Source organism: Streptomyces sp. CB02980, from assembly GCF_014451325.2.
Lineage (GTDB): Bacteria > Actinomycetota > Actinomycetes > Streptomycetales > Streptomycetaceae > Streptomyces.
The window spans coordinates 236,924-258,959 of the sequence record NZ_JACSCH020000012.1 but is presented as its reverse complement, the minus strand read 5'-3'; the positions used below and the strand labels follow the sequence as shown (position 1 = coordinate 258,959).

At 70.2% G+C, this 22,036-nt stretch carries 12 protein-coding genes; 4 read left to right on the top strand and 8 right to left on the bottom strand.

Annotated features, from left to right (window positions below):
* Nucleotides 1-148 precede the first annotated feature (148 nt).
* The 7 genes from E0F75_RS25080 to E0F75_RS25050 all read right to left on the bottom strand — a co-directional run bounded on the left by E0F75_RS25080 (nt 149) and on the right by E0F75_RS25050 (nt 14,620).
* Nucleotides 149-1,759: an alpha-amylase family glycosyl hydrolase gene (locus E0F75_RS25080; RefSeq protein WP_187624823.1), complete on the bottom strand. Its 1,611-nt coding sequence runs from the start codon at nt 1,757-1,759 to the stop codon at nt 149-151.
* Nucleotides 1,760-1,951: 192 nt separating this feature from the next.
* Nucleotides 1,952-2,827, bottom strand: a complete 876-nt coding sequence (locus E0F75_RS25075; protein ID WP_187624822.1) for a carbohydrate ABC transporter permease — start codon at nt 2,825-2,827, stop codon at nt 1,952-1,954.
* 16 nt (nt 2,828-2,843) lie between these two features.
* Complete coding sequence (locus E0F75_RS25070; RefSeq protein ID WP_187624821.1) at nt 2,844-3,809, bottom strand: carbohydrate ABC transporter permease; 966 nt, start codon at nt 3,807-3,809, stop codon at nt 2,844-2,846.
* A gap of 92 nt (nt 3,810-3,901) precedes the next feature.
* A complete protein-coding gene (locus E0F75_RS25065) occupies nt 3,902-5,320 on the bottom strand; it encodes an extracellular solute-binding protein (protein WP_187624820.1) in 1,419 nt (472 codons plus the stop codon).
* 306 nt (nt 5,321-5,626) lie between these two features.
* Entirely contained in the window at nt 5,627-9,913 is a 4,287-nt protein-coding gene (locus E0F75_RS25060) for a discoidin domain-containing protein (RefSeq protein ID WP_187624819.1), read from the bottom strand.
* A gap of 31 nt (nt 9,914-9,944) precedes the next feature.
* Entirely contained in the window at nt 9,945-13,313 is a 3,369-nt protein-coding gene (locus tag E0F75_RS25055) for a CARDB domain-containing protein (protein ID WP_187624818.1), read from the bottom strand.
* Between the two features lie 296 nt (nt 13,314-13,609).
* Nucleotides 13,610-14,620 carry a LacI family DNA-binding transcriptional regulator gene (locus E0F75_RS25050; RefSeq protein WP_187624817.1) on the bottom strand — a complete coding sequence of 337 codons (1,011 nt, stop codon included), beginning with the start codon at nt 14,618-14,620 and terminating at the stop codon, nt 13,610-13,612.
* A 207-nt stretch (nt 14,621-14,827) separates the two neighbouring features.
* Between E0F75_RS25050 and E0F75_RS25045 the strand changes: the two genes are divergently transcribed.
* From E0F75_RS25045 to E0F75_RS25030, 4 genes are all read left to right on the top strand, one after another.
* Nucleotides 14,828-16,777 (top strand): lectin, encoded by a 1,950-nt coding sequence (locus E0F75_RS25045; protein ID WP_206706136.1) that lies wholly within the window; start codon nt 14,828-14,830, stop codon nt 16,775-16,777.
* Between the two features lie 71 nt (nt 16,778-16,848).
* Nucleotides 16,849-19,938 (top strand): glycoside hydrolase family 3 N-terminal domain-containing protein, encoded by a 3,090-nt coding sequence (locus E0F75_RS25040; protein ID WP_187624815.1) that lies wholly within the window; start codon nt 16,849-16,851, stop codon nt 19,936-19,938.
* A 98-nt stretch (nt 19,939-20,036) separates the two neighbouring features.
* Nucleotides 20,037-20,408, top strand: a complete 372-nt coding sequence (locus E0F75_RS25035) for a PadR family transcriptional regulator (protein ID WP_187624814.1) — start codon at nt 20,037-20,039, stop codon at nt 20,406-20,408.
* Nucleotides 20,405-20,959, top strand: a complete 555-nt coding sequence (locus E0F75_RS25030) for a hypothetical protein (RefSeq protein ID WP_187624813.1) — start codon at nt 20,405-20,407, stop codon at nt 20,957-20,959. Before E0F75_RS25035 ends, E0F75_RS25030 begins: the two co-directional genes overlap by 4 nt.
* 79 nt (nt 20,960-21,038) lie before the next feature.
* Here E0F75_RS25030 and E0F75_RS25025 read toward each other — a convergent pair whose 3' ends face one another.
* Nucleotides 21,039-21,914: an acetylxylan esterase gene (locus tag E0F75_RS25025; RefSeq protein ID WP_187624812.1), complete on the bottom strand. Its 876-nt coding sequence runs from the start codon at nt 21,912-21,914 to the stop codon at nt 21,039-21,041.
* Between the last annotated feature and the right edge of the window lie 122 nt (nt 21,915-22,036).

Genomic DNA, 22,036 nt, shown 5'->3' with positions numbered 1-22,036 from the left:
CTCGGTCCCGGCGCGGACTATCTGCCCCAGGTCCTCCGCCGGTACGACGGCGGGGTCTGAGCCCTCGCCCGGTGGCAGCGAGCCACCCGGCGCGGCACGGCGCGCCCGGTACCGGGACCGGGCACGCTTCATGGCCGTACGAGAAGCGTCAGGTCCGCAGCCACACCGCCGTGTCCGCGGGCAGTCGGCCGTCGGCGTCAAGCGGGCCGCTCGCCAGGAGCAGTTCCTCGTGCGCCGGGAGTCCGGCCGGGGTCGCGGACAGGTTGACCAGGCACAGCAGGCCCTCGCTGCGGGCGAAGGCGAGTACGCCCTCCGCCGCGGGCAGCCAGGTCAGGGGGCCGTCGCCGAAGCCCTCGACCGAGCCGCGCAGCCTCAGCGCCTCGCGGTACAGCGCCAGCATCGAGTCCCCGTCCGCCTGCTGCCGGTCCACCGCGTAGTCGTCCCAGTCCCGGGGCTGGGGAAGCCACGGCTCGGAGCCGGGGTCGGAACCGAACCCGTTCCAGGGTGCTCCGGCGGTCCACGGCAGCGGTACGCGGCAGCCGTCGCGGCCGGGGTCGGTGCCACCGGAGCGGGCGTGCATGGGGTCCTCGATCCGGTCCAGCGGCACCTCCGCCTCGGGCAGGCCCAGCTCCTCGCCCTGGTACACGTACACCGATCCCGGGAGGGCCAGGGTCAGCAGGGCCGCAGCGCGGGCCCGTCGGGTTCCCAGGGCGAGGTCCGTGGGGGTGCCGAAGGTCTTCGTGGCGAAGTCGAAGCCGGTGTCGGCGCGCCCGTAGCGGGTGACCGTGCGGGTGACGTCGTGGTTGCAGAGGACCCAGGTCGCGGGGGCGCCGACGGGGGCGTGTTCGGCGAGGGTGTCGTCGATGGTGCGGCGCAGCCGGTCCGCCTCCCAGGGGCAGGAGAGGAAGTTGAAGTTGAACGCGGTGTGGAGTTCGTCGGGGCGGAGGTAGCGGGCGAAGCGTTCGGAGTCCGGGAGCCAGACCTCGCCGACGAAGACGGCGCCGTACTCGTCGGCTATGGCGCGCCACGACCGGTAGATGTCGTGGAGCTCGTCCTGGTCGATGTACGGGTGGGGGTCGACGCCCTCGACGAAGTCGGCGAGGGCCGGGTCCTTGGCGAGCAGGGCGGCGGAGTCGATCCGTACACCGGCCACTCCTCGTTCGAACCAGAAGCGGAGCACGTCCTCGTGTTCGCGGCGGACGGCCGGGTGGGCCCAGTTGAGGTCGGGCTGTTCGGGGGTGAAGAGGTGGAGGTACCACTCGCCGTCCTCGACCCGGGTCCAGGTCGGTCCGGAGAACTGGGAGGGCCAGGTGTTGGGCGGGATGTCGCCGTTCTCCCCGTGGCCGGGCCGGAAGTGGAAGAGCTCGCGCTCCGGGCTGCCGGGGCCGGCCGCGAGGGCGGCGCGGAACCAGGCGTGCTGGTCGGAGATGTGGTTGGGGACGATGTCGACGATCACCCGGATGCCGAGTTCGCGGGCCTCGGCGATGAGTTTCTCGGCCTCGGCGAGGGTGCCGAAGGCGGGGTCGATGGTGCGGTAGTCGGCGACGTCGTAGCCGCCGTCGACCAGGGGCGAGAGGTACCAGGGCGTGAACCAGACGGCGTCGACGCCGAGTTCGGCGAGGTAGGGCAGTCTCGCCCGGACGCCCGCGAGGTCCCCGGTGCCGTCGCCGTCGCCGTCGGCGAAACTGCGCGGATACACCTGGTAGATGACGGCGTCGCGCCACCAGTCGTCGGTGCGATGCGAGTGAGGGGCTGCCACGTGACGGTCCTTTCGGGCAGGTCGGGGTTCTTCGTCGCCGGCCCGGTTGCTGCGGGGCATGGAAGGCGGGCCGGCGACGAAGGCATGGGGTGGTGCGGAGGGCGCGGGGCGTGGGCGGTCGGGCCGGCGGAGTGGCCGGGGTGGCTGCCGGTGGCGCCGGTGCCGGTGGCCGCGGTGACGCGGAGGGGCCGGTCAGCCCTTGAGGCCGCCCGCCGTGAGGCCGCTCATGATGTTGCGCTGGAAGACCAGGAAGATGAGGAGGGTCGGCACGGACGCGATGGTGAGCGCGGCGATCAGGACGTTGACCGGGACGCCGTTGGAGAGGGAGTAGATGCCGACGTTGAGGGTCTGGCCGGCCGGGTCGGGCAGGGTGAGCATCGGCCAGAGGAAGTCCTTCCAGACCCCCACGACGGCGAAGATCGAGACGACGCCGAGGATCGGCCGTGAGACGGGCAGCACGATCGACCACAGGATCCGCATCGGGGACGCTCCGTCGATGGACGCGGCGTCCAGGAGTTCCTTGGGGATCGAGTCGAAGAAGCGCTTGAGCAGGAAGATGTTGAACGCGTTGGTCACCGAGGGCAGCCAGATCACCCAGGGCGAGTTGAGCAGGTTGCGCTCGAAGATCGGCAGGTCCAGGACGGTCAGGTACTGGGGTACGACGAGGACGGTCGCCGGGATCATCAGGGTCGCGAGCATCATGCCGAGCACGGCCTTGCCGAAGATCGGCCGGAGCTTGGAGAGGGAGTAGGCGGCGGCCACGTCCAGGACGAGTTGGAAGGCGAGCGCGCCGAACGCGTAGTAGAGGGTGTTGAAGAGCAGCGTGGAGAGGTCCATGACCTCCCAGGCGCGCGAGTAGTTCTCCGGCGCGAAGGTCTCCGGCACCAGGGTCGGCGGGGTCTGGATGACCTCCTGGGTGTCCTTGAAGCCGCTGGACACCATCCAGTAGAGGGGGCCGAGGAACGCCAGGGTGAAGCCGCCGACGACGACGGCGAACACCACCCGGTAGAGGGCCTTGCCCCCGGGGCGGGCGAGCTGCGCCGGCGAGATGAGTGTGCGTGTGGACATGCTGGTCTCCCCGGTCCTACTCGTCCTCGGCGCGGCTGAGCTTCACGTACGCCGCCGAGAATCCGGCCAGGAGTACGAGGAGGAGCAGTCCGAGCGCCGCCGCGGCACCGTAGTTGTTGAAGTTGAAGGCGTATTGGTAGATGAGGTAGACGACGGTCGTGGTCGATCCCTCGGGGCCCGCGCCGCCGGTGAGCAGGAACGGTTCGACGAAGACCTGCATGGTGGCGATGACCTGCATGAGCAGCATCAGGGAGAGGATCAGGCGCGTCTGCGGGATGGTGACGTGCCAGATCTTGCGGAACAGTCCGGCGCCGTCGAGCTCGGCCGCCTCGTACAGCTCGCCGGGGATGCTCTGGAGCGCGGCGAGGTAGATCAGGGCCGCGCCGCCCATGTTCATCCAGGTGGAGGCGATGACCACGGAGAGCATGGAGAGGTCGGGGTCCTGGAGCCATTGCTGCTCGGGGAGGTGGAGGAAGCGGAGGAGCTCGTTGAGGAGGCCGTAGCCGGGGTCGTACAGGTACTTGAAGAGGAGCACCGAGGCGACCGGCGGGAGCATCACGGGCAGGTAGACGAGCAGGCGCAGATAGCCCTGGCCGTGGTGGAACTCGTTGATGACGAGGGCGACGACGAAGGGGACGACGAAGCCGAAGACGAGCGCGAGCACGGTGAACAGGAGCGTGTTGCGCCAGGCCTGCCAGAAGGCGGGGTCGTTGACGACGGTGACGAGGTTGTCGAGGCCGACCCAGGTCGACTGTCCGCTCTCGGTCTTCTGGAAGGCCAGGAGGAACTCCCTGACCATCGGGTACCAGGAGAAGAAGGCGAAGCAGAGCACGGCGCCGATGAGGAAGCCGTGGGCGGTGAGGTTGCGCCGAAGGCTCTTCGCGAAGCGGGCACGGCCGCCGGGGGGTACGGGTCCCGCCGCGGCCGGCGGGGAGTGACGGGCGCTGCCCGTCGTGCTCGGGGTCAGGCTGGGGGCCGACATCGTCGCTCCTTGGTACTGGTCTGCCGGGGTGGTCCTGGGAGGGGTGGCGGGCCGGCGGGGGCGGGCGGTCGGTCCGCCCCCGCCGGTGCCCGTCACCGGGTGGCGAGGACCTGGTTGACCTGTGCCTCGGCGGTGGCGAGGAGCTTGTCGATGTCGGCGTCCTTGTTGGTGAGGAGGCCGGACATCACGTTGTCGAGGACCTTGTAGACCTCTTGCGCCTTCGGCGGCTCGGCCTTGCCGGCGACGGGGTTGTCCATGAAGGACTTGAAGTTCTGGACCGGCATGGTGGCGTTGGCGACGCGTGCGGCGTCGTCCTTGCCCTTGGAGCCGTTCAGCCAGAAGTTGGGCTGCGGGACGCCGACGGGGAGGGCGTCCTGCTTGGTGCGGGCCCAGTCGAACTGGCCCTTGCCGACAGTGAGGTTCTTGAAGTTGAGCCAGGCGACGGCGGCCTTGATCTTGTCGCCGGAGATGCCCTGCTTGATCATGTAGTTGTTGCCGCCGGCCAGGGTGTTCTTCTCGCCGGGGATGGGGCCCATGCCGAAGTTCTCGTACGTCGCGCCGAGTTGCTGGACCATGTACGCGATGTCGTCGGGGGCGGCGAGGAACATGCCGAGCTTGTCGGTGGCTATCTGCTTCTGCAGGTCGCCCCACTTGAGCAGCTGGGTCTTGCCCATGCTGTCGTCCTCCCAGCGCATGGCGTGGAGGTTCCTGGCGACCTGCTTGCCGAGCTCGTTGTTGAAGGCGGCCTTCTTGCCGCTCGCGTCGACGACCTCGCCGCCGACGCTGTACATCTGGGCGGTGAAGTGCCAGCCGCCGGTGTTGCCGGCGCTGTACTCGCCGAAGCCGGCGACGCCGTTGCCGAGTCCGGCGATCTTCTTGGCGGCGGCGCGGACCTCCTCCCAGGTGCGCGGCGGGGCGTCGGGGTCCAGGCCCGCCTGGGTGAAGAGCTTGCGGTTGACCAGCAGGCCCATCGTGTAGTTGCTGGTGGGCAGGCCGTACAGCTTGCCGTCCTGCTTGAGGGAGCCGAGGACGTTCGGGTCGATGTCCTTGAGGAGCGGGACGCTCTTGTCGTTGACGTACGCGGTGATGTCGGCGGCGCCGTTCTCGGAGAGCACCTGCGGCAGGTCGGTGAAGTAGGTGTAGAACACGTCCGGCTGGGACTTGGCCTTGAGCATCGCGGTGAACCGCGGCGGCTCCAGACACTGGCCGGGGGTGGAGCGGCCCTCGATGGTGACGTTGGGGTACGTCTTGTTGAACTCGGCGACGTCCTCCTTCCACTCCTTGAGCTCGGCCGCCTTCGCCGCGGGGGGCATGCAGTCGATCGTGAGCGTGACCTTGGTCTTCGGGTCCAGCGGAGCGGTGGGGTCGGAGGACCCACCGCCCTCGGAACCGCCGCCGCCGTTGTTGTTGCTGCTGCTCGTGCCGCAGGCGGCGAGCGCGGTCAGCGTGAGCGCGGAGACGAGGGTGACCGCGCTGGCGCGGCGCGTACGGCGGAACCGGGCACTTCTCATGGGTGGTCCCCTTCGGGCCTGAACGTGGAGGTCGCCCCACCGCCTGTGCGTTGTGGGGCGTCGCACACTCAACCACCATCAACAAGTGAACGCAAGATATCGCGCTGATTTCGTAATTGCCTGACAGCCAGGGGCCGATGGGCCGAGTTGACCGCTCAGGAAACCGACAGTTCAGGGGCCTGAGGCCGAGTCCGGCGGACCCGTCGCACGACACGGGCGACAGAACGCACGCAAGACCGATGCAAGTGACTGCAAGCCACCTGCATCGGCCTCGCGAGGGAAGGGCAGGGCTTCCCGCCGGCCGGACTAGGAGTTGATGTCGATCTTGAAGGCGGGGGTGGTGTTACGGATGTCCACCGCGTTGCCGCTCAGCCGCAGCCCGTTGAAGGTCACCTCGCCCACGGCGGGCCCCTGCCCCGACTCGGGCATCTCGTTGGCCCACAGACCGAACCCGGACTTGGCGTCGAACGCGTCACCGCTCTTGCGCGCACCCGTGATCGAGACGTCCGTGAACACGGTGTCCTTGATGGGGAACTGTGGCTGACCGCCCACGTAGTTCGTCTGGAACATCACCCCGCTGTACGTGGGGTCGACGATGTCCACGTGGTTCACCCTGATGCCCTGGAAGACCTTCGACGCGGAGAACACCCAGATGCCGGGGAAGGTCTGGGAGCCCCAGAAGTGGCCGCCCGCCCGGACGACGGAGATGTTCTCGAAGGTCGTGGGTTCGGTCCCGAAGCCGTTCATCGGATAGCCGAAGTCCAGGGACGAGATGGTGATGCCCGCGTAGACGAGCGTGTCGGCGATGTGGATGTTGCGGAAGGTGTTGTTGTAGCCGCCGTAGACGGCCACGCCCGCCGCTCGCCAGGTCAGGGTGGTGGTGAGGTTCTCGTACACGTTGTTCTTCATGTCGGCGCCGCCGGCGTCGATCGCGGAGAACAGGGCGAAGCTGTCGTCGCCGGTGGCCCGCGCGTCGTTGTTGACGACGTGGTTGTCCGTCGAGCCGTTGGTCATGTTGATGCCGTCGGCGAACAGGTTGCGGATCCGGGAGTTCTTGATGGTGATCCGGTCGGTGTTGGCGCCCCAGTAGAGGCACACCATGTGCTCGTTCCAGATGTCGTCGATGACGATGTCGGTGACGTTCGCGAAGTCGAAGACCTTGCCCGGTCCGTCGATGCGCGAGGTGTAGTTGCCGAAGTAGGCGAAGCCCTTGAACAGCGAGCCCTTGGCCGCCGCCTCGGCGCGGAAGCCGACGTCGGTGTTGTCCTGGGCCGACGGTGCGTGGAACGTCGTGAACCACGGTCCGGCGCCGACCACCTTGACCGGCTTGCCGTACACCTGGAACTTGCTCGCCGTCTGGTAGTCGCCCGGCGGCAGGTAGACCCCCGCGAGGGTGCCTGTGGTGTCCATCCGGACCTTGTCCAAGGCGTTCTGCACGTCCTGGTGCCCGAATCCGGCCGGCACGGCGTACGTGGCGGGATCCGGATTCCCGACCGGGGCGACCTGCTCCAGGTTCACGAAGTCGATCGCGTACGTGGAGGTGTTCGCGGCGTCCTTCTGGAGCCGGATCCTGCTGCCCGCCGGGACGGTCTCGCCGAGCAGGAGGTGCGCCTCGTCGTAGATGTGCCGCGGTGCGCCCGAGCCCGGGGAGTTGCCGGGGCCGGCCTCGGCGCCGTACAGCCAGGCGTACTTCGACGTCAGTGGGAGCGACTTCTTGAGCACCCCGTCGACGTAGACGCTGATGGTGGAGTCGATGCCGCCGCCGCCCGGGGAGTCCGGGATGGAGAAGCGGGTCACCAGGGTGTTGGTGCTGCGCCGGGTGGTGAACTCGACGTACTCCCCCGTCGCGTCCAGGCTGACGGCCTTGCGGCCGGAGGCCTCGCCCGCGATGTCGCCGATGGTGCGGTTCGGCCCGGCGACGGTGGCTCCGCCGCCGACGGTGCCGTCCTCCGCCTCGTACATGTCGTACGGCATGTCGGCGCCCCGGCCGACGAAGAGGGGCTGGGTGGAGGTGTTGTTGGCGCGCTTGACCGGGAGTTCGTCGGCGTCGTCGGCGACGACCGTCCTCACGGTGTAGGAACCGTTGGCGGCCGTCCACGGGCCGAGGTCCACCTCGGCGCCCGCACCGGCCGCGAGGGCTCCGTTGTGGGTGCCCGTCAGGGTCTTGACGGTGGCGCCCGTCGAGTCCGTCAGGGTGAGGGTGATGCCGTGTGCGCCCGCGGCGCTCGCCGCGGTGCCCTGGTTCCTCAGGGCCACCTTGAAGGTGACCGTGTCACCGGCGGCCGGGCTGGACGGCGACGTCGTCACCGAGGCGGCGACGAGGTCGGAGCTGGACACCGGCGTGACCACCAGGGCGGTGGGGCGGGTGTAGGTGTTGTCGGACTCGTTCTGCTCGATGACGGCGTTCGCCTCGTCGGCGACGGCGCTGAGCTGGTAGCTGCCGGCGTCACGGGCGCCGATGGAGGCGCTGACCGTGGTCTGGGCGCCGGCGGCCAGGGCGCCGACCTGCGCGGTGGCGACCTTCGTGCCGCCGAGGCGCAGCGCGACGGCGCTTGCCGGTGCGGCGGCCGGGCCGCTGTTGCGGACGGTGGCGCTGACGGTGATCGGGTCCGACTCGACGGGCGAGGCGGGCGTGGTGGTGAGGCCGGTGACCTCGAGGTCGGGATTGGGGGCGGGGACGCCGATGACCTGGAACTCGGCGAGCTGGCCCGCCGCGGAGCCGGTGTTGGCGGTGAACTTCAGCTGGACGTCGGCGACGCGGGCCGTGACGGGGATGGTGACGGTGTTGCCGCTCGCCGGGTCGAAGGTGTAACTCTTCGCGGCGGCGACGCCGCTGAAGCCGGTGGCGCTCTGCTCCCGGCCGAGGACCTCGACGGTCTGGCTGCGGGTCGACCAGGCCGTGTCCGGGTTGAGCTTGAGGACGAGGCTGCCGACGTCGGCGTTGGAGCCCAGCTTGACGGTAAGGGTGTTCGGGTAGCTGCCGCCGGCGCCTTCCCAGTAGGTGCTGACGTTGTTGTCGTTGGCGTTGGCCGCGACGAAGGTGTGCACGGTGGAGGAGGCGTTGATCTCCTTGCCGACGGCGAGGTTGGAGCCGCCACCGCCGCTGCCGGTGCGGGTGACGGCGTTGCTGTCGGTCGACTGGTTGCCCGCCGCGTCCTTCGCGCGGACGCGGTAGGTGACGGTCGCGGAGGCCGGCTGGGTGTCGGTGTAGGTGGTGGCGCCTCCGGCGACGCTGCCCCGGCGGACGTTGTCTGCGTAGACGTCGTAGCCGGTGACGCCGGTGTTGTCCGAGGAGGCGTTCCAGGTCAGCTTGATCTGGCCGGCGGTGGGCTCGGTGAACGCGAGGTTCGCGGGCGCCGTCGGGGCCTGGGTGTCGCCGGTGTCGCCGGTGCGGGTGACGGCGTTGCTGTCGGCGGACTGGTTGCCCGCCGCGTCCTTGGCGCGGACGCGGTAGGTGACCGTCTGGTTCGCCGGCCGGGTGTCGGTGAAGGTGGTGACGTTCCCGGCGACGCTGGTCAGGAGGGTGCCGTTGGCGTAGATGTCGTAGCCGGTGACGCCGGTGTCGTCGGTGGCGGCGTTCCAGGTGAGCCGGATCTGATCGGTGGCCGGCTGGGTGAGGGCGAGGTTCGCGGGTGCGGACGGTGCCTGGGTGTCGCCCGAGGTCGGCCCGTAGATCTCCAGCTCGGAGAGCTGGGCGGCGGGCTGGACGGAGTTCGCCGTGACGAGGACCCGGACGTACCGGGTGGTGGTCGCGTCGAAGGTGATCGTCGCGGCCCGTCCCCCGGCGGCGTCGAAGGTGTAGGCCTGGGAGGCGGTCAGATCGGTGAAGGCGGTGCCGTTCGCGCTGCCCTGGATCTTGAGGGTCTGGCTGCGCGCGCCCCAGCCTTCGGGAAGCCGGAGGACGACCCGGTCGACGCGGACGGACGAGCCGAGGTCGGCCTGGATCCACTGCGGGAGGGCGTTGTTGGCGCTCTCCCAGTAGGTGGCCCGGTTGCCGTCGTTGGCGTTGCCCGCCGTGTACACCTCGGTGTGGCTGCTCGCGGTCAGGGGGCGGCCGCTCGCCAGGTCGGCCGAGGATCCGTCGGCCGCGTGGACCTCCAGTTCGGAGAGCTGCGCGGCCTGCCAGCCGGTGTTGGCGGTGATGTCGACCCGTACGAACCGGGCCTGGGTGGCCGGGAAGGAGACGGTCACGGTGTTGGCCGCGCCCGGGGCGAAGCTGTAGGAGGCGGAGTTCTTGAGGGTGGCGAAGCTCGTGCCGTCGGCGCTGCCCTGGACGGACAGCGTCTGGTTGCGGCTCTCCCAGCCGGCGGGCAGTTTCAGGACCACCTCGTCCAGGCGGGTGGTGGCGCCGAGGTCGACCTGGACCCATTGGGGCAGGGTGCCGCCGGCACTCTGCCAGTACGTTCCCTGGTTGCCGTCGGTGATGTTCGCGGCGCCGTACTCGGCGTGGGATCCGGACGCCGCGGCGGCGTCGCCCAGGGCGATGTTGGGGCCGCCCGCCGCCCGGGCGGACATCAGGGGTCCTCCCAGGGCCAGGAGGCTGGTCGCGATCACGGCGCTCAGGCCCCGTGATCTCCAGTGGCGGAAACTCATCCGTCCTCGCTCTCGATTCATGGGCACGGGGTCAGCCGGTCCGGTTGACGACGAACTGGGAGCCGGGCTCGACGAGGACGTCGCCCTCGGCCGAGTCGGTGATGGTGACGCCGGCCAGCGTCGCGCTGCCGCGGGCGCCGCTCATCGCGAGGATCCCGGAGCCGTTGACCGACTTGTCGATGCGGACGTTGGTGATCTTCACGTCCGGCATCTCGCCGCCACCCGTCTTGAACTGGATGCCGTCGTAGGTCGAGTCGAGGATCTCGGTGTCCCGGATGGTGACGCCGGGGATGGGCTGGCCCTGGGCGAAGAGGGTGATGGCGCCGAACTCCTGGTCCTCGTTCCAGAACGCGCCGCCGGTGCGGTGCAGGGCGTTGTTGGAGATGAGGGTCTGGCCGGAGAAGGGCAGCGGGTCGTGGTCGGTCGCGAGCATGATCCCGGGGTAGTTCATGGTGTCCGAGATGATGTTGTTCTCGATGGTGTTGCCGTACCCGCCGTAGACCGCGATGCCGTTGGCACGCCAGGGCAGCTGGATGGTGTTGTTGCGGAAGTGGTTGTCGTGGCCGACGTCGACCGAGGTGTCCTTGACGTACTTGCTGGCCCAGACGGCCAGGGCGTCGTCGCCGGTGTTGCGGAAGGACGAGTTGAAGACGGTCGAGTTGCGGGTGCCGTTGGCGAAGTTGATGCCGTCGGCGTAGGTGTTGCGGATCCGCATCCCGGTGAACTCGAGACCGTCTCCCGGGCCCCACAGTTCGGGGATGTTGGAGTAGTCGCGGCCGGCCCAGACGCCGACGTTGGCGTGCTCGATCCAGACGTTGCTGATCCTGGTGTCCTTGCCGAAGCGTCCGTTGAGGCCGACGCCGCCCTCGGCGTTGCCGTCACCGCCGCGGATCGCTCCGGAGCCGAAGATGGCGATGTCGGAGATCTGGGTGTTGTGGTCGATGTCGAAGCCGAAGTTGCCCTCGTGCGGGTGGTTGATGCCGCCGGCCTCGTGCGGCGGGGTGAGGGTGTAGAGCTGGGAGTGCCACATGCCCGCGCCGCGGATGGTGACGTCGCGGATGCCGACCTGGTTGAACTGACCACGGTTGAGCGGGTCGTCGGTGAGGATCTTCTGTTCCTGGCGCCACTGGCCGGCGGGAATCCAGACGCAGGGGATCTGGCCGTTCTGGTCGGCGGTCACCGCGCGCTGGAGGGCGTCGGTGTCGTCGATGCCGTCGTTGGGGACGGCGCCGTACTCGGTGATGGAGACGCAGTTCGCCGGCTTGCCGGCCGGGGGCGCGACCTGCTCCAGGTCGATCAGGTCGATGATGTGGAAGGAGGCCGAGTCCCCGGCGTCGCGCTGGAGGCGGAACTTCGTGCCCACCGGGTACGACTGGGCGAGCAGGGCGTGGGACTCGTCGAAGAGGCGGCGGGCGTCGCCGCCGGGACGGTTGGTGAGTCCTTCGGGGTCGTCGGTGCTGCCGTAGAGCCAGCTGTGCTTGGACGACAGGGTGAGCTTGCGGACGAAGACGTCGTTGACATAGAGGCTGATCGTGGCGTCGGCGCCCCCACCCGCGGCCGCGTCGGGCACGGAATTGCGGACGACGATGGAGTTGGCCGGGTTCGTGGAGGTGAACTCGACGAACTCACCCGTGGTGGCGAGCCGGACCGACTTGCGGCCTGAGGACTCGGTGGCGAAGTTGGTGTGCCCGAAGGTCCGCTTCTGGTCGGCGGTGAGCAGGGTGCCCTGGTAGCGGGCGTCCTCCGCCTCGTACTCGGTGTACGGAACGGCGGCGCCCCGGCCCACGACGAGGGAGCGCGAGAGGACGTTGTTGGTCTCGTCGGTCTCGGTGAGGGTGCCCGTGGCGTCGGCGGTCGCGGTGAGCGTGGCACCGCCGGAGGTGGCGGTCCAGCTGCCGGAGATCGGCACGTTGACCGTCTGACCCGCGGCGATGGTGCCCGTGGTGCCGTTGAGGGTGGTGGTACCCGCGGTCAGCCGGGTGACCGTGCCGGTGGCGGCGGTGGTGCCGCGGTTCTGGACCGCGACGGTGAAGGTGACGGCGGAACCGACGGCGGGGCTGGTCGGGTTGCTGGTGATCCCGGTGACCCGCAGGTCGGGGCCGGGGCTCTGGCCGACGACCAGCTTCGTGGCGGCGGTCCGGCTGTTGTTGCCGTTGTCCTGCTCGGGAACGGTGTCCGTCGGGTCGACCACCGCCGAGACGGTGTACGAGCCCATGGGCCGCTTGCCCACGGTGACCGGGACGGTCGCCGAGGCGCCGGCGGCGAGCACGCCGACCGGGGCGGAACCGGCCACGGCACCTTCGACGCTGACCTCGACGGTCGTGGCGGCGGCCGCCGCGGTGCCGGCGTTGCGCACGGTGGCGTCGACGGTCACGGCGTCCGTCTCGGAGGGGGTGGACGGAGACCAGGTCAGATCGGTGACGGTGAGGTCGGGGCCGGGCGCCGCCGCGCCCACGACCTGGAACTCCGCGACCTGCGCGCCGGGGGCGCCGGTGTTGGAGAAGAAGGTGAGCCGCAGGTCGGCGTAGCGGCCGGTGACCGGGATGGTGACGGTGTTCTGCCCGCTGGAGGGGCTGAACGCGTAGTCGGCCCGTGCCTTGAGCGAGGTGAAGCCGGAGGCGGCCTGCTCCCGACCGAGGACCTGGATGGCCTGGGTGCGCGGGCCCCAGACCTGGGCCGGGTCGAGCTTGACGACCACGGCCGTGACATCGGCGTCGGCGCCGAGCTTCACCGTCAGGTCGGCCGGGAAGCCGGCGGACTCCCAGTAGGTGGTGGTGCTGTCGTCGTTGGCGTTGGCCGCGACGTACGTCTGTGTCGTGGAGCTCGCCTCGATGGGCTTGTTGCGCGCGAGGTTGGTGCCGGTGGGCGGCGGGTCGACCGGGCCGCCGCTCTCGCCGTAGACCTCGACCTCGGAGAGCTGGGCCGCGTTCCAGCCGGTGTTGGCCGTCACCTGGACGCGGACGTACCGGGTCGTCGTGGAGGTGATGCCGACCGTGACGGTGTTCGACACGGAGGGGTCGAACGCCCGTGACCGGGGCGCGGCGAGGGTGGTGAAGGTGCTGCCGTCGGTGCTGCCGAGCACGGCGACGGTCTGGGAGCGGGCTTCCCAGGTGGTGGGGAGCTTCAGGACGACGCTGTCGACGCGGGTTCCGGCGCCGAGGTCGACCTGCACCCACTGCGGGAACGATCCTCCGGGGCCTTCCCAGTAGGACTGCTGGCCGCCGTCGGTGACGTTGCCCGCCGGGTAGGCGCCGTGAGCGCCCGATGCCGTCGTCGTTCTGCCGAGGGCGAGGTTGGTCGCGGCCGCCGCGTAGGCGGTGACCGGCAGGAGTCCGACGGCGATCAGTCCGGCGATCAGGACACCGATCGTCAGCCGCCAGCTCAGGATTTTGCCTCTCATATGGGCCTCTCCGTCTGCTGGGCCTCCGGCACGGAGCCGGCACAGGGCCTCTAGCCAGGAACCCAGCGGAACTCTGACAATGAATGACGGCGAGATACAGACTTATTGAGCATTTTCGTTAATCTTTTGCGCCGCCGGGGTGTCAGGTTTCTAGCAGGTCACCGCTTTGTCAACAGCCTTGACAGAAACGGCAGTTGGGCCGCCACATCCGCGCAGGTCAACGAGGAACGGCTCCGGCGCCGGGGAGGCGGTGAGGCCTCCCCGGCGCCGGAGCCGGGAAACGGTGAGGGGAAGGGTCAGACGGTCGGCGGCGGCGCCGTCGAGCCGCGCACCACGAGTTCGGGCTCGAAGAGGAGCTCACCGGGGTCCGTCTGCGTGCCCTGGATCTGGGCGCAGAGCAGCTCGACGGCGGCGCGTCCCATGGCCTCGATGGGCTGGCGCACGGTGGAGAGCGGCGGCTCGGTGCAGTTCATGAAGGCGGAGTCGTCGAAGCCGACGACGGACACCTGCGAGGGGACCGAGAGGCCGCGGCGGCGGGCCGCCCTGATGGCGCCGAGGGCGAGCGGGTCGCTGGCGCACACGATGCCGGTGACGCCCCGCTCCAGGAGGCGGGTGGCTGCGGCCTGCCCGCCTTCGAGCGAGAAGATCGACCGTACGACGTACTCGTCCGGCAGTTCTCCGCCGGCGGCCTCGGCCACGGCTCGGGCCGCCTCGAGCTTGCGGCGCGAGGGGACGTGGTCGCTGGGGCCGAGGACGAGGCCGATCCTCTCGTGCCCGAGGGAGGCCAGGTGGCGCCACGCCTGCTCGACGGCGACGGCGTCGTCGCAGGAGACGCAGGGGAAGTTGAGCCCCTTGATGGAGGCGTTGATCAGGACCACCGGGATGTTGCGCTCGGCGAGCTGGTGGTAGTGGTCGTGCGGGGCGTCGGCCTGCGCGAACAGCCCTCCGGCGAAGACGACTCCGGACACCTGCTGCTGGAGCAGGAGGTCGACGTAGTCCGCCTCGGAGACGCCGCCCTTGGTCTGGGTGCACAGGACCGGGGTCAGTCCCTGCTGCGCGAGCGCGCCGCCGATCACCTCCGCGAACGCGGGGAAGATGGGGTTCTGCAGCTCCGGCAGCACGAGGCCGACCAGTCGCGCGCGCTCGCCCCGCAGCTGCGTGGGCCGCTCGTATCCGAGCACGTCGAGCGCGGTGAGGACGGACTGCCGTGTCGCCTCGGAGACACCGGGCTTTCCGTTGAGGACACGGCTGACCGTCGCCTCGCTGACTCCCACCTTCTTGGCCACTTGAGCAAGTCGTCGCGTCATGAACGCAAGAGTATCGCAAACTTCGCAAGCGAGTTGCGTCACTGCCAACCTCTTGCGGCGACCGAACGCAACCCATGAGAGCGAACAACGCTTGAAGGGTTGACGGGCAGAAGGGCGCCTCATAACTTCATGCCTTGATAAAAGGCTTACTGCTGTTGCCTGTTGGGCGCGAGGCGGCGAAAGGGTTGTCAGGTGCATAACACACTTATGCGGGTACGCGCGTTCCTCCGGCGCGGAGTGGAGAGACGAGAGCGACGAGCGGCCGCCGTGCTCCGCACCCGTCGGCTCCGGCCGCTCACCGCGCTGACCGCCGGCGCCCTCGTCGCCGGCAGCCTGGTCCTCACCGGGCCCGGCACCGCCCAGGCCGCGGGCGAGCGGGTCGACGTCTGGCTCACCACGACCTCCGACTCCGGCGGCCGTACCGTCACACGCGGTCTGGCCCAGCAGGCGCCCCTCGCGTTCGGCCCGGCCGGCGGCTCCGCGAACCACACGATCACCGTCAACGAGAACTCCACGTACCAGCAGTTCGAGGGCGGGGGCGCGTCGATCACCGACACCACCGCCCATCTGCTGCGCGGCGGCGCCATCAGCGCCGCCACCCGTGACGACGTGATGCGCAAGCTGTTCTCGCCGACCGAGGGCATCGGTCTGTCCTTCGTCCGCAACCCCATCGGCGCCTCGGACCTCTCCCGGCCCGGGAACGTCTCCCTCGACGACACCTGCTGCGACCTCGACGACTTCGGCTCCAACGGCTACGACACCGGCGTCCGGCTGCTGACCGCGCAGGCCAAGCAGCTCAACCCCGCCCTCCGGGTCAAGGGCGTGCCGTGGAGCGCGCCGGGCTGGATGAAGGACAACGGCCGGATGGACCAGATGGGCTGGCTGAAGGCGGAGTACTACCCGCTGTACGCCCAGTACCTGGTGAAGTACGTGCAGAGCTACCAGGCGGCCGGGGTGAAGGTCGACTACCTCTCCGTGCAGAACGAGCCGAACTGCTGTCAGGCCGGCAACCCGACCGCCATGAACTACCCGGGGATGAGCTGGAACCCGGCAGGGCTCGTCGAGTTCACCAAGAACCACGTCTACCCGGCCTTCCGGGCCGCGGGCATCACCACCAAGGTCCTCGTCCACGACTGGAACTACGGCGACTACGCCGGCTTCGGCGCCGGGATCCTCAACGACGCGGGCGTGCGCAACGATCCGCTGTTCGGCGGCATCGCCTGGCACGGCTACTCCGGCGACCCGGCCGTGGGCACCCAGGTCCACGACCAGTACCCCTCGGTGAAGCAGTTCAGCACCGAGCACTCGGGCGGCACCTGGATCGGGAACCAGCACAACGAGGACATGAGCGACATCGTCAACTACGCCCGCAACTGGAGCGGCAGCCTGGTCAAGTGGAGCCTGGGGCTCAACCAGAACATGGGCCCGCACAACGGCGGCTGCGGCACCTGCACCGGTCTCATCACCGTGCAGGAGGGCGGCGCCCGGGCCGGACAGGTCGACTACACGGTGGAGTACTACACGACGGGCCACCTCACCAAGTTCGTGAAGCCCGGCGCGTACCGCATCGACTCCACCGCGAACAGCACGGTCCAGAACGTGGCCTGGCGCAACTCCGACGGCTCCAAGGCGCTGATCGCCCACAACGGCGGCGCCTCCGCCCAGTCCGTCCGGGTCGACTGGGGCAACCAGTCCTTCACGTACACGCTGCCCGCCCGCACCACCGCGACCTTCACCTGGTCGGGGACGACCGGCGGCGGCGAGACCGGCACCGGCACCCTGACCGGTCCGGCCGGCAAGTGCCTGGACGTGGCCGGCGGCGCCAGCGCCGACGGCACCCCCGTCCAGTTGTACGGCTGCAACGGCACCGAGGCGCAGCGCTGGACGCTCGCCGCCGACGGCAGCGTCCGGGCGCTCGGCAAGTGTCTCGACGTCACCGGCGGTTCGACGGCCGACGGCGCCCAGGTCCAGTTGTACAACTGCAACGGCACCGCGGCTCAGCGCTGGACGTACAACGCCACCACGCACGACGTGGTCAACACGGGCGCGAACAAGTGCCTGGACATCACCGGCAACTCCTCCGCCGACGGGACTCGGGCGCAGATCTGGACCTGCACCGGCGGGGCCAACCAGAAGTGGACCCACAACGCGGCCTGATCCGCCGCCTCCCACCCCTTCCGTCCCCTCCCCCGCACAGGGCCTCCGCACAGGCCCTTCAAGGAGCCCGAATGCCACCCGCACGTCCCCGCAGAACGGTGAGCGCGGCCGTCGTCGCCACGACAGCCGTCCTCACCGGTCTGCTCACCGGCGGCCTCCCGAGCGCCGCCGCCCAGGAACCCGCGCCCCGAGCCGTCGACCGGTTCGAAGGTGAGGTCCCCTTCGCGTCACCACCCGCCGAGGGCCTGTTCACCTGGGGCAACGCCACCGAGTCGCACCCGAAGCTGGAACTGAGGGAGCGCGCCGACGCCCCCGAGGGCGGCAAGGTCCTCGAAGGCCGCTACGACATCAGCGGCTGGGGCGGCTTCACCCACGACTTCGCCTTCGACCGGCCGGCGCACGACTGGACGGCGTACAGGGGCATCCGGTTCTGGTGGTACGGCCAGAACACGGCACCGCTGCCGCCCGGCTCGGGCAGGCGGATCGCCCTGGAGCTCAAGGACGGCGGCGCGAACGGCGAGGCGTCCGAGCTGTGGACGACCTCCTTCACCGACGACTGGGAGGGCTGGCACCTCGTCGAGGTCCCGTTCTCGGAGTTCCAGTACCGGACCGACTACCAGCCCGTCGGCGGCATCGACCAGGTCCTCGGCCTCGACCGGATGTGGGGGTACGCGGTCACGCTCCCGACCGGCGGGCCCGGAGCGTTCGCCCTGGACGGCGTCGAGCTGTACGGCACGGCGGAGCCCGCCCTGAACACCAAGGTGGTCACGAAGTCCGTCGTGCACCCCGTCGACGAGGGCGGCACTGCCCGGGTCGACGTCTCGGTGGCCACCACCGGTTCCGGGCCGATCGGTGAGCCCGTCACCGTGACGTACGAGACGGAGAGCGGCGGCACCGAGCCGGGAGGGGCCGAGCCGGGGAAGGACTACCGGCCGGTCACCGGCAGCGTCGTGTTCCCCGCGGGGACGCCCTCCGGTACGACCCGCTCGATCACCGTGCAGACCCTGAAGGACGGTTCGGCCGAGTCCGCCGAGACGATTCCGCTGCGGCTCACCGTCGACGGCGCCAAGGCGCCCGCCGAGACCCCGCTGGTCGTGGTGAACGCGCACGGCCTGCCGTACCTCGACGCCCGGCTGCCGGTGCGCAAGCGGGTCGCCGATCTGCTCTCCCGGATGTCCCTGGCGGAGAAGGCCGGCCAGATGACGCAGGCCGAGCGCAACGCGCTGCGGGCCCAGGGCGACATCGCCGGCTATGCGCTCGGATCCCTGCTCTCCGGCGGCGGCTCGGTGCCCACGCCCAACACGCCCGCGGCCTGGGCGGCGATGGTCGACGCGTACCAGCTGCGCGCGCAGGCCACCCGCTACCAGATCCCGCTGATCTACGGCGTGGACGCGGTGCACGGGCACAACAATGTCATCGGCGCGACGATCATGCCGCACAACATCGGCATCGGAGCCGGCCGTGACCCGGAGCTCGCCGCGCGGACCGGCGCCGTCACCGCGAAGGAGGTGCGGGCGACCGGCGTGCCCTGGGACTTCGCCCCGTGCCTCTGTGTGACCCGCGACGAGCGCTGGGGCCGTTCCTACGAGGCCTTCGGCGAGGACCCGGCGCTGGTCACCGCGATGGAGACCGTCATCAACGGCATGCAGGGCGCGCGGAACGGGAAGGACCTCGACCGCAACGACAAGGTCCTCACCAGCGCCAAGCACTTCGTGGGCGACGGCGGCACCGCCTTCGGCTCCTCGACGACCGGTTCGTACACGATCGACCAGGGCGTCACCAAGGTAAGCCGCGCGGAGCTGGAGGCCGTGCACCTGGCCCCGTTCGCGGAGGCGGTGAAGCGCGGTACGGGCACGGTCATGCCCTCGTACTCCTCGCTCGACGTCCTCGGGGACGAGCAGGGTCCGGTGAAGATGCACGCCAACGCCGAGATGATCAACGGCGTCCTCAAGGACCGCATGGGCTTCGAGGGCTTCGTCATCAGCGACTGGCAGGCCATCGACCAGATCCCCGGCGACTACCCCAGCGATGTGCGCACCTCGATCAACGCCGGTCTCGACATGATCATGGTGCCGACGAACTACCAGGAGTTCACCCGGACCCTCATCTCCGAGGTCGAGTCCGGCCGGATCTCCACCGCGCGGATCGACGACGCGGTGGCCCGCGTCCTGACCCAGAAGTTCCGCCTCGGTCTCTTCGAGAAGCCGTACGCGGACACCACGAACCTGCCGTCGATCGGCTCGGCCGAACACCGCGCGGTGGCTCGGGAGGCCGTGGCGAAGTCGCAGGTGCTCCTGAAGAACGAGGGCTCCGTCCTGCCGCTGAAGCCCGCCCAGAAGGTGTACGTGGCCGGGTCGAACGCCGACGACCTCGGCAACCAGGCCGGTGGCTGGACCATCAGCTGGCAGGGTTCGTCCGGCCGCACCACGACCGGTACGACGATCCTCGAAGGGATGCGGAAGGCCGCGCCGGAGGCGGATATCGGCTGGTCGAAGGACGCCTCCGCGCCGACCGACGGCTACGACGTCGGTGTGGTGGTGGTCGGCGAGACCCCGTACGCGGAGGGGTTCGGCGACGTGGGCAACGGCAACGACCTGGAGCTGACGGCCGCCGACAAGGCCGCGGTCGACAAGGTCTGCGCGGCGATGCCGTGCGCGGTCCTGGTCGTGTCGGGACGGCCGCAGCTCATCGGCGACCGGCTGCCGGCCGTCGACGCCCTGGTCGCCTCCTGGCTGCCTGGCACGGAGGGCGACGGCGTCGCCGACGTCCTCTACGGCAAGCGGCCGTTCACCGGGCAGCTTCCGGTGACCTGGCCGAAGTCGGAGGCCCAGTTGCCCCTCAACGTGGGCGACAGCAGCTACGACCCGCAGTACCCGTACGGCTGGGGGCTGACCACCCTCACCCCGGCGCCGTCCGGCGGGGAGCCCGCGCTGCGGGCGCTCCGGGTCGCCGCCAGGGCGCTCCAGGCGGTCGGCCGGGGCGACTCCGCCGAGGGGCGGAAGCTCGTCGCGGTGGCGCGGCAGATCGTCCAGAAGAGGATCGGCCGGCACATCACCGAGGCCACGGCCAAGCCGTTCGCCGACGCGGACCATCTGCTGCTCACGGGTGATCTCGCGGGCGCGGTCGGCAAGCTGACGGAGGCATACCGGGCCGCGGGCTGACGGAGAGCGCAGGGACGGGGCCCGACCCCCGGGGGGAGAGTGACACCCCCCGGGGGTCGGGCTTGTCGTGCTCACCTTCCCGAGCTATCTTGCATTGCATGGTTCCTGGTAACGCAATGAACGAGGCGGGCGACAGGGTTCCCAGCCAGCTCCGCAAGGGAGTGCTGGAGTACTGCGTTCTCGCGCTGCTCAGGGACGAGCCGAAGTACGGCGTCGAGCTCGTCGCAGAGCTCTCCGCGGTCAGCGTCATGACCACCAGTCAGGGCACGATCTACCCCCTGCTGTCTCGACTGCGCCGCGAAGGGCTCGTCGACACCGAGCTGCGCGACTCCCCCAGCGGACCGCCGCGCCGCTACTACACGCTCACGCGCGTCGGCCGGGCGTCCCTCGCCGAGTTCGCCCAGGCGTGGCCGCTGTTCAGGGACGCCGTCGATCACTTCCTCACCGACCCACAGGGGGACCCCGTATGAACACCACCGACCGGCACCCGCTCGTCGCCGCCTACCTCGACGCCGTCGCGCGTGAGACGGCCGAGCTGCCCGCCGAGCGCCGGGCCGAGCTCCTCGCGGACCTCCGCGAGCACATCGAGGTCAGCGGCGCGGAGGGCGACGACCAGGTCCGCGCCGTCCTCGCCGGCCTCGGCGAGCCCCGTACCGTCGCCGCCTCCGCCCTCGCCGAGGAGTCCCCGGCCGGACCTGCGGCCGCGCCCAGGACCGGCCGCACCAAGCTGATCGCGATCCTGCTCGGCGTCTCCGGAGTGCTCCTCCTGCTCAACCCGTACGCCGGGGCGATCGCGCTGATCGTCGCCCTGGTGCTGCTGTGGGGCGCACCCCAGTGGGAGAACCGTCAGAAGCTCATCGGAACGGCAACCGGCGCGGCCGTGCCCGTCGTGGTCCTCCTGGGCGCGCTGCTCGGAGACGCGTCCCGGATCGGGCCGATGGAGATCCTGCTGATCCTCGTGTTCTCGCTGGGCGTCCCGGCCCTCGGCGCCATCCTCCTGCTGCGAGCCGTACGCCGCTGATGCCGGGGAGCGACGCGGCTCCGGGACGGGCCCTCACCGAGGGGCCGACCCGGAGCCGGTCGTGTGTGCGGGGCCGATGTCAGGCGGCGGGCCCGGGAATCTGGAGCGCCTTGGCGTTACGGTCCCAGCCGGACCACAGGTCGCCGTCGGCGCAGTAGCCGCACCCGGGGCCGAAGAACATCCCGCGCGCGTTCTCGTCGCCGAGCAGCCAGTAGCGCAGCCAGGCGGTGGTCGGGGCGCGGAAGTCCCCGCCGTCGCCGATGGAGCTGAGGTGCCCGGCGCCGCGGACCTCGCCGTACACGGCGGGGGCGTGGTCCGTGTCCCGGTACAGGGCCTTCACCAGGGCCGGCCACACCGTCAGGTCGCGCTGGCCGGCCAGGTAGAAGACGGGCTCGTCCATGAGGTCCGGGTCGGTCAGCGGACCCGGCTGGATCGGGATGGCGGTGTCGACCCGCGGGTCGACGGCCGCGTTGACGGCAGCCGCTCCGCCCTGCGAGTGACCGGCGGAGGCGATGTGGTCGAGGTCGACCTTGCCGTGGAACCTGCTGGAGCTGTCGGCGTCCCGGTGCTCCAGGACGTCGATCCCCGCGCGCATGCTGATCGCGAAGTTCGACGTGGGGGTGTTGGCGGCGGCGACGATGAAGCCCTGGCTCGCCCAGTGCCGCAGCAGCGAGCTGTAGACGCCGGGCACGGCGCCCGTACCGTTGCCCCAGATCACGACCGGGTGGCGCTCGCCCGACTGCCCCATGTTCCGGGGGTAGTAGAAGGTGTGCACCGCCTCGATGTCGACGGCCACCTCGTACGGCCCCGTCCGGCCCCAGTCGGTGCCGACGGACGGAATGGTGCCCGCGGTCCCCGCGTCGGCGGCCGCGCCGGCCGTGCCCGGCGCGGTGCACACGGCCATCACGGCCGCGAGCAGAAGACCGCCGAACACGCGACTCGTTCTCCCTGGCATACGAACTCCTTTACGGATCCGGCACGTTGCGCGTCCTCGCAAGCGTGACCAGGCCATGATCGAGCTCACCGGGGCGGGTGTCTGTCCGCAGGAGCCCAGACCTCGCGCCACCCCTTTGTGCA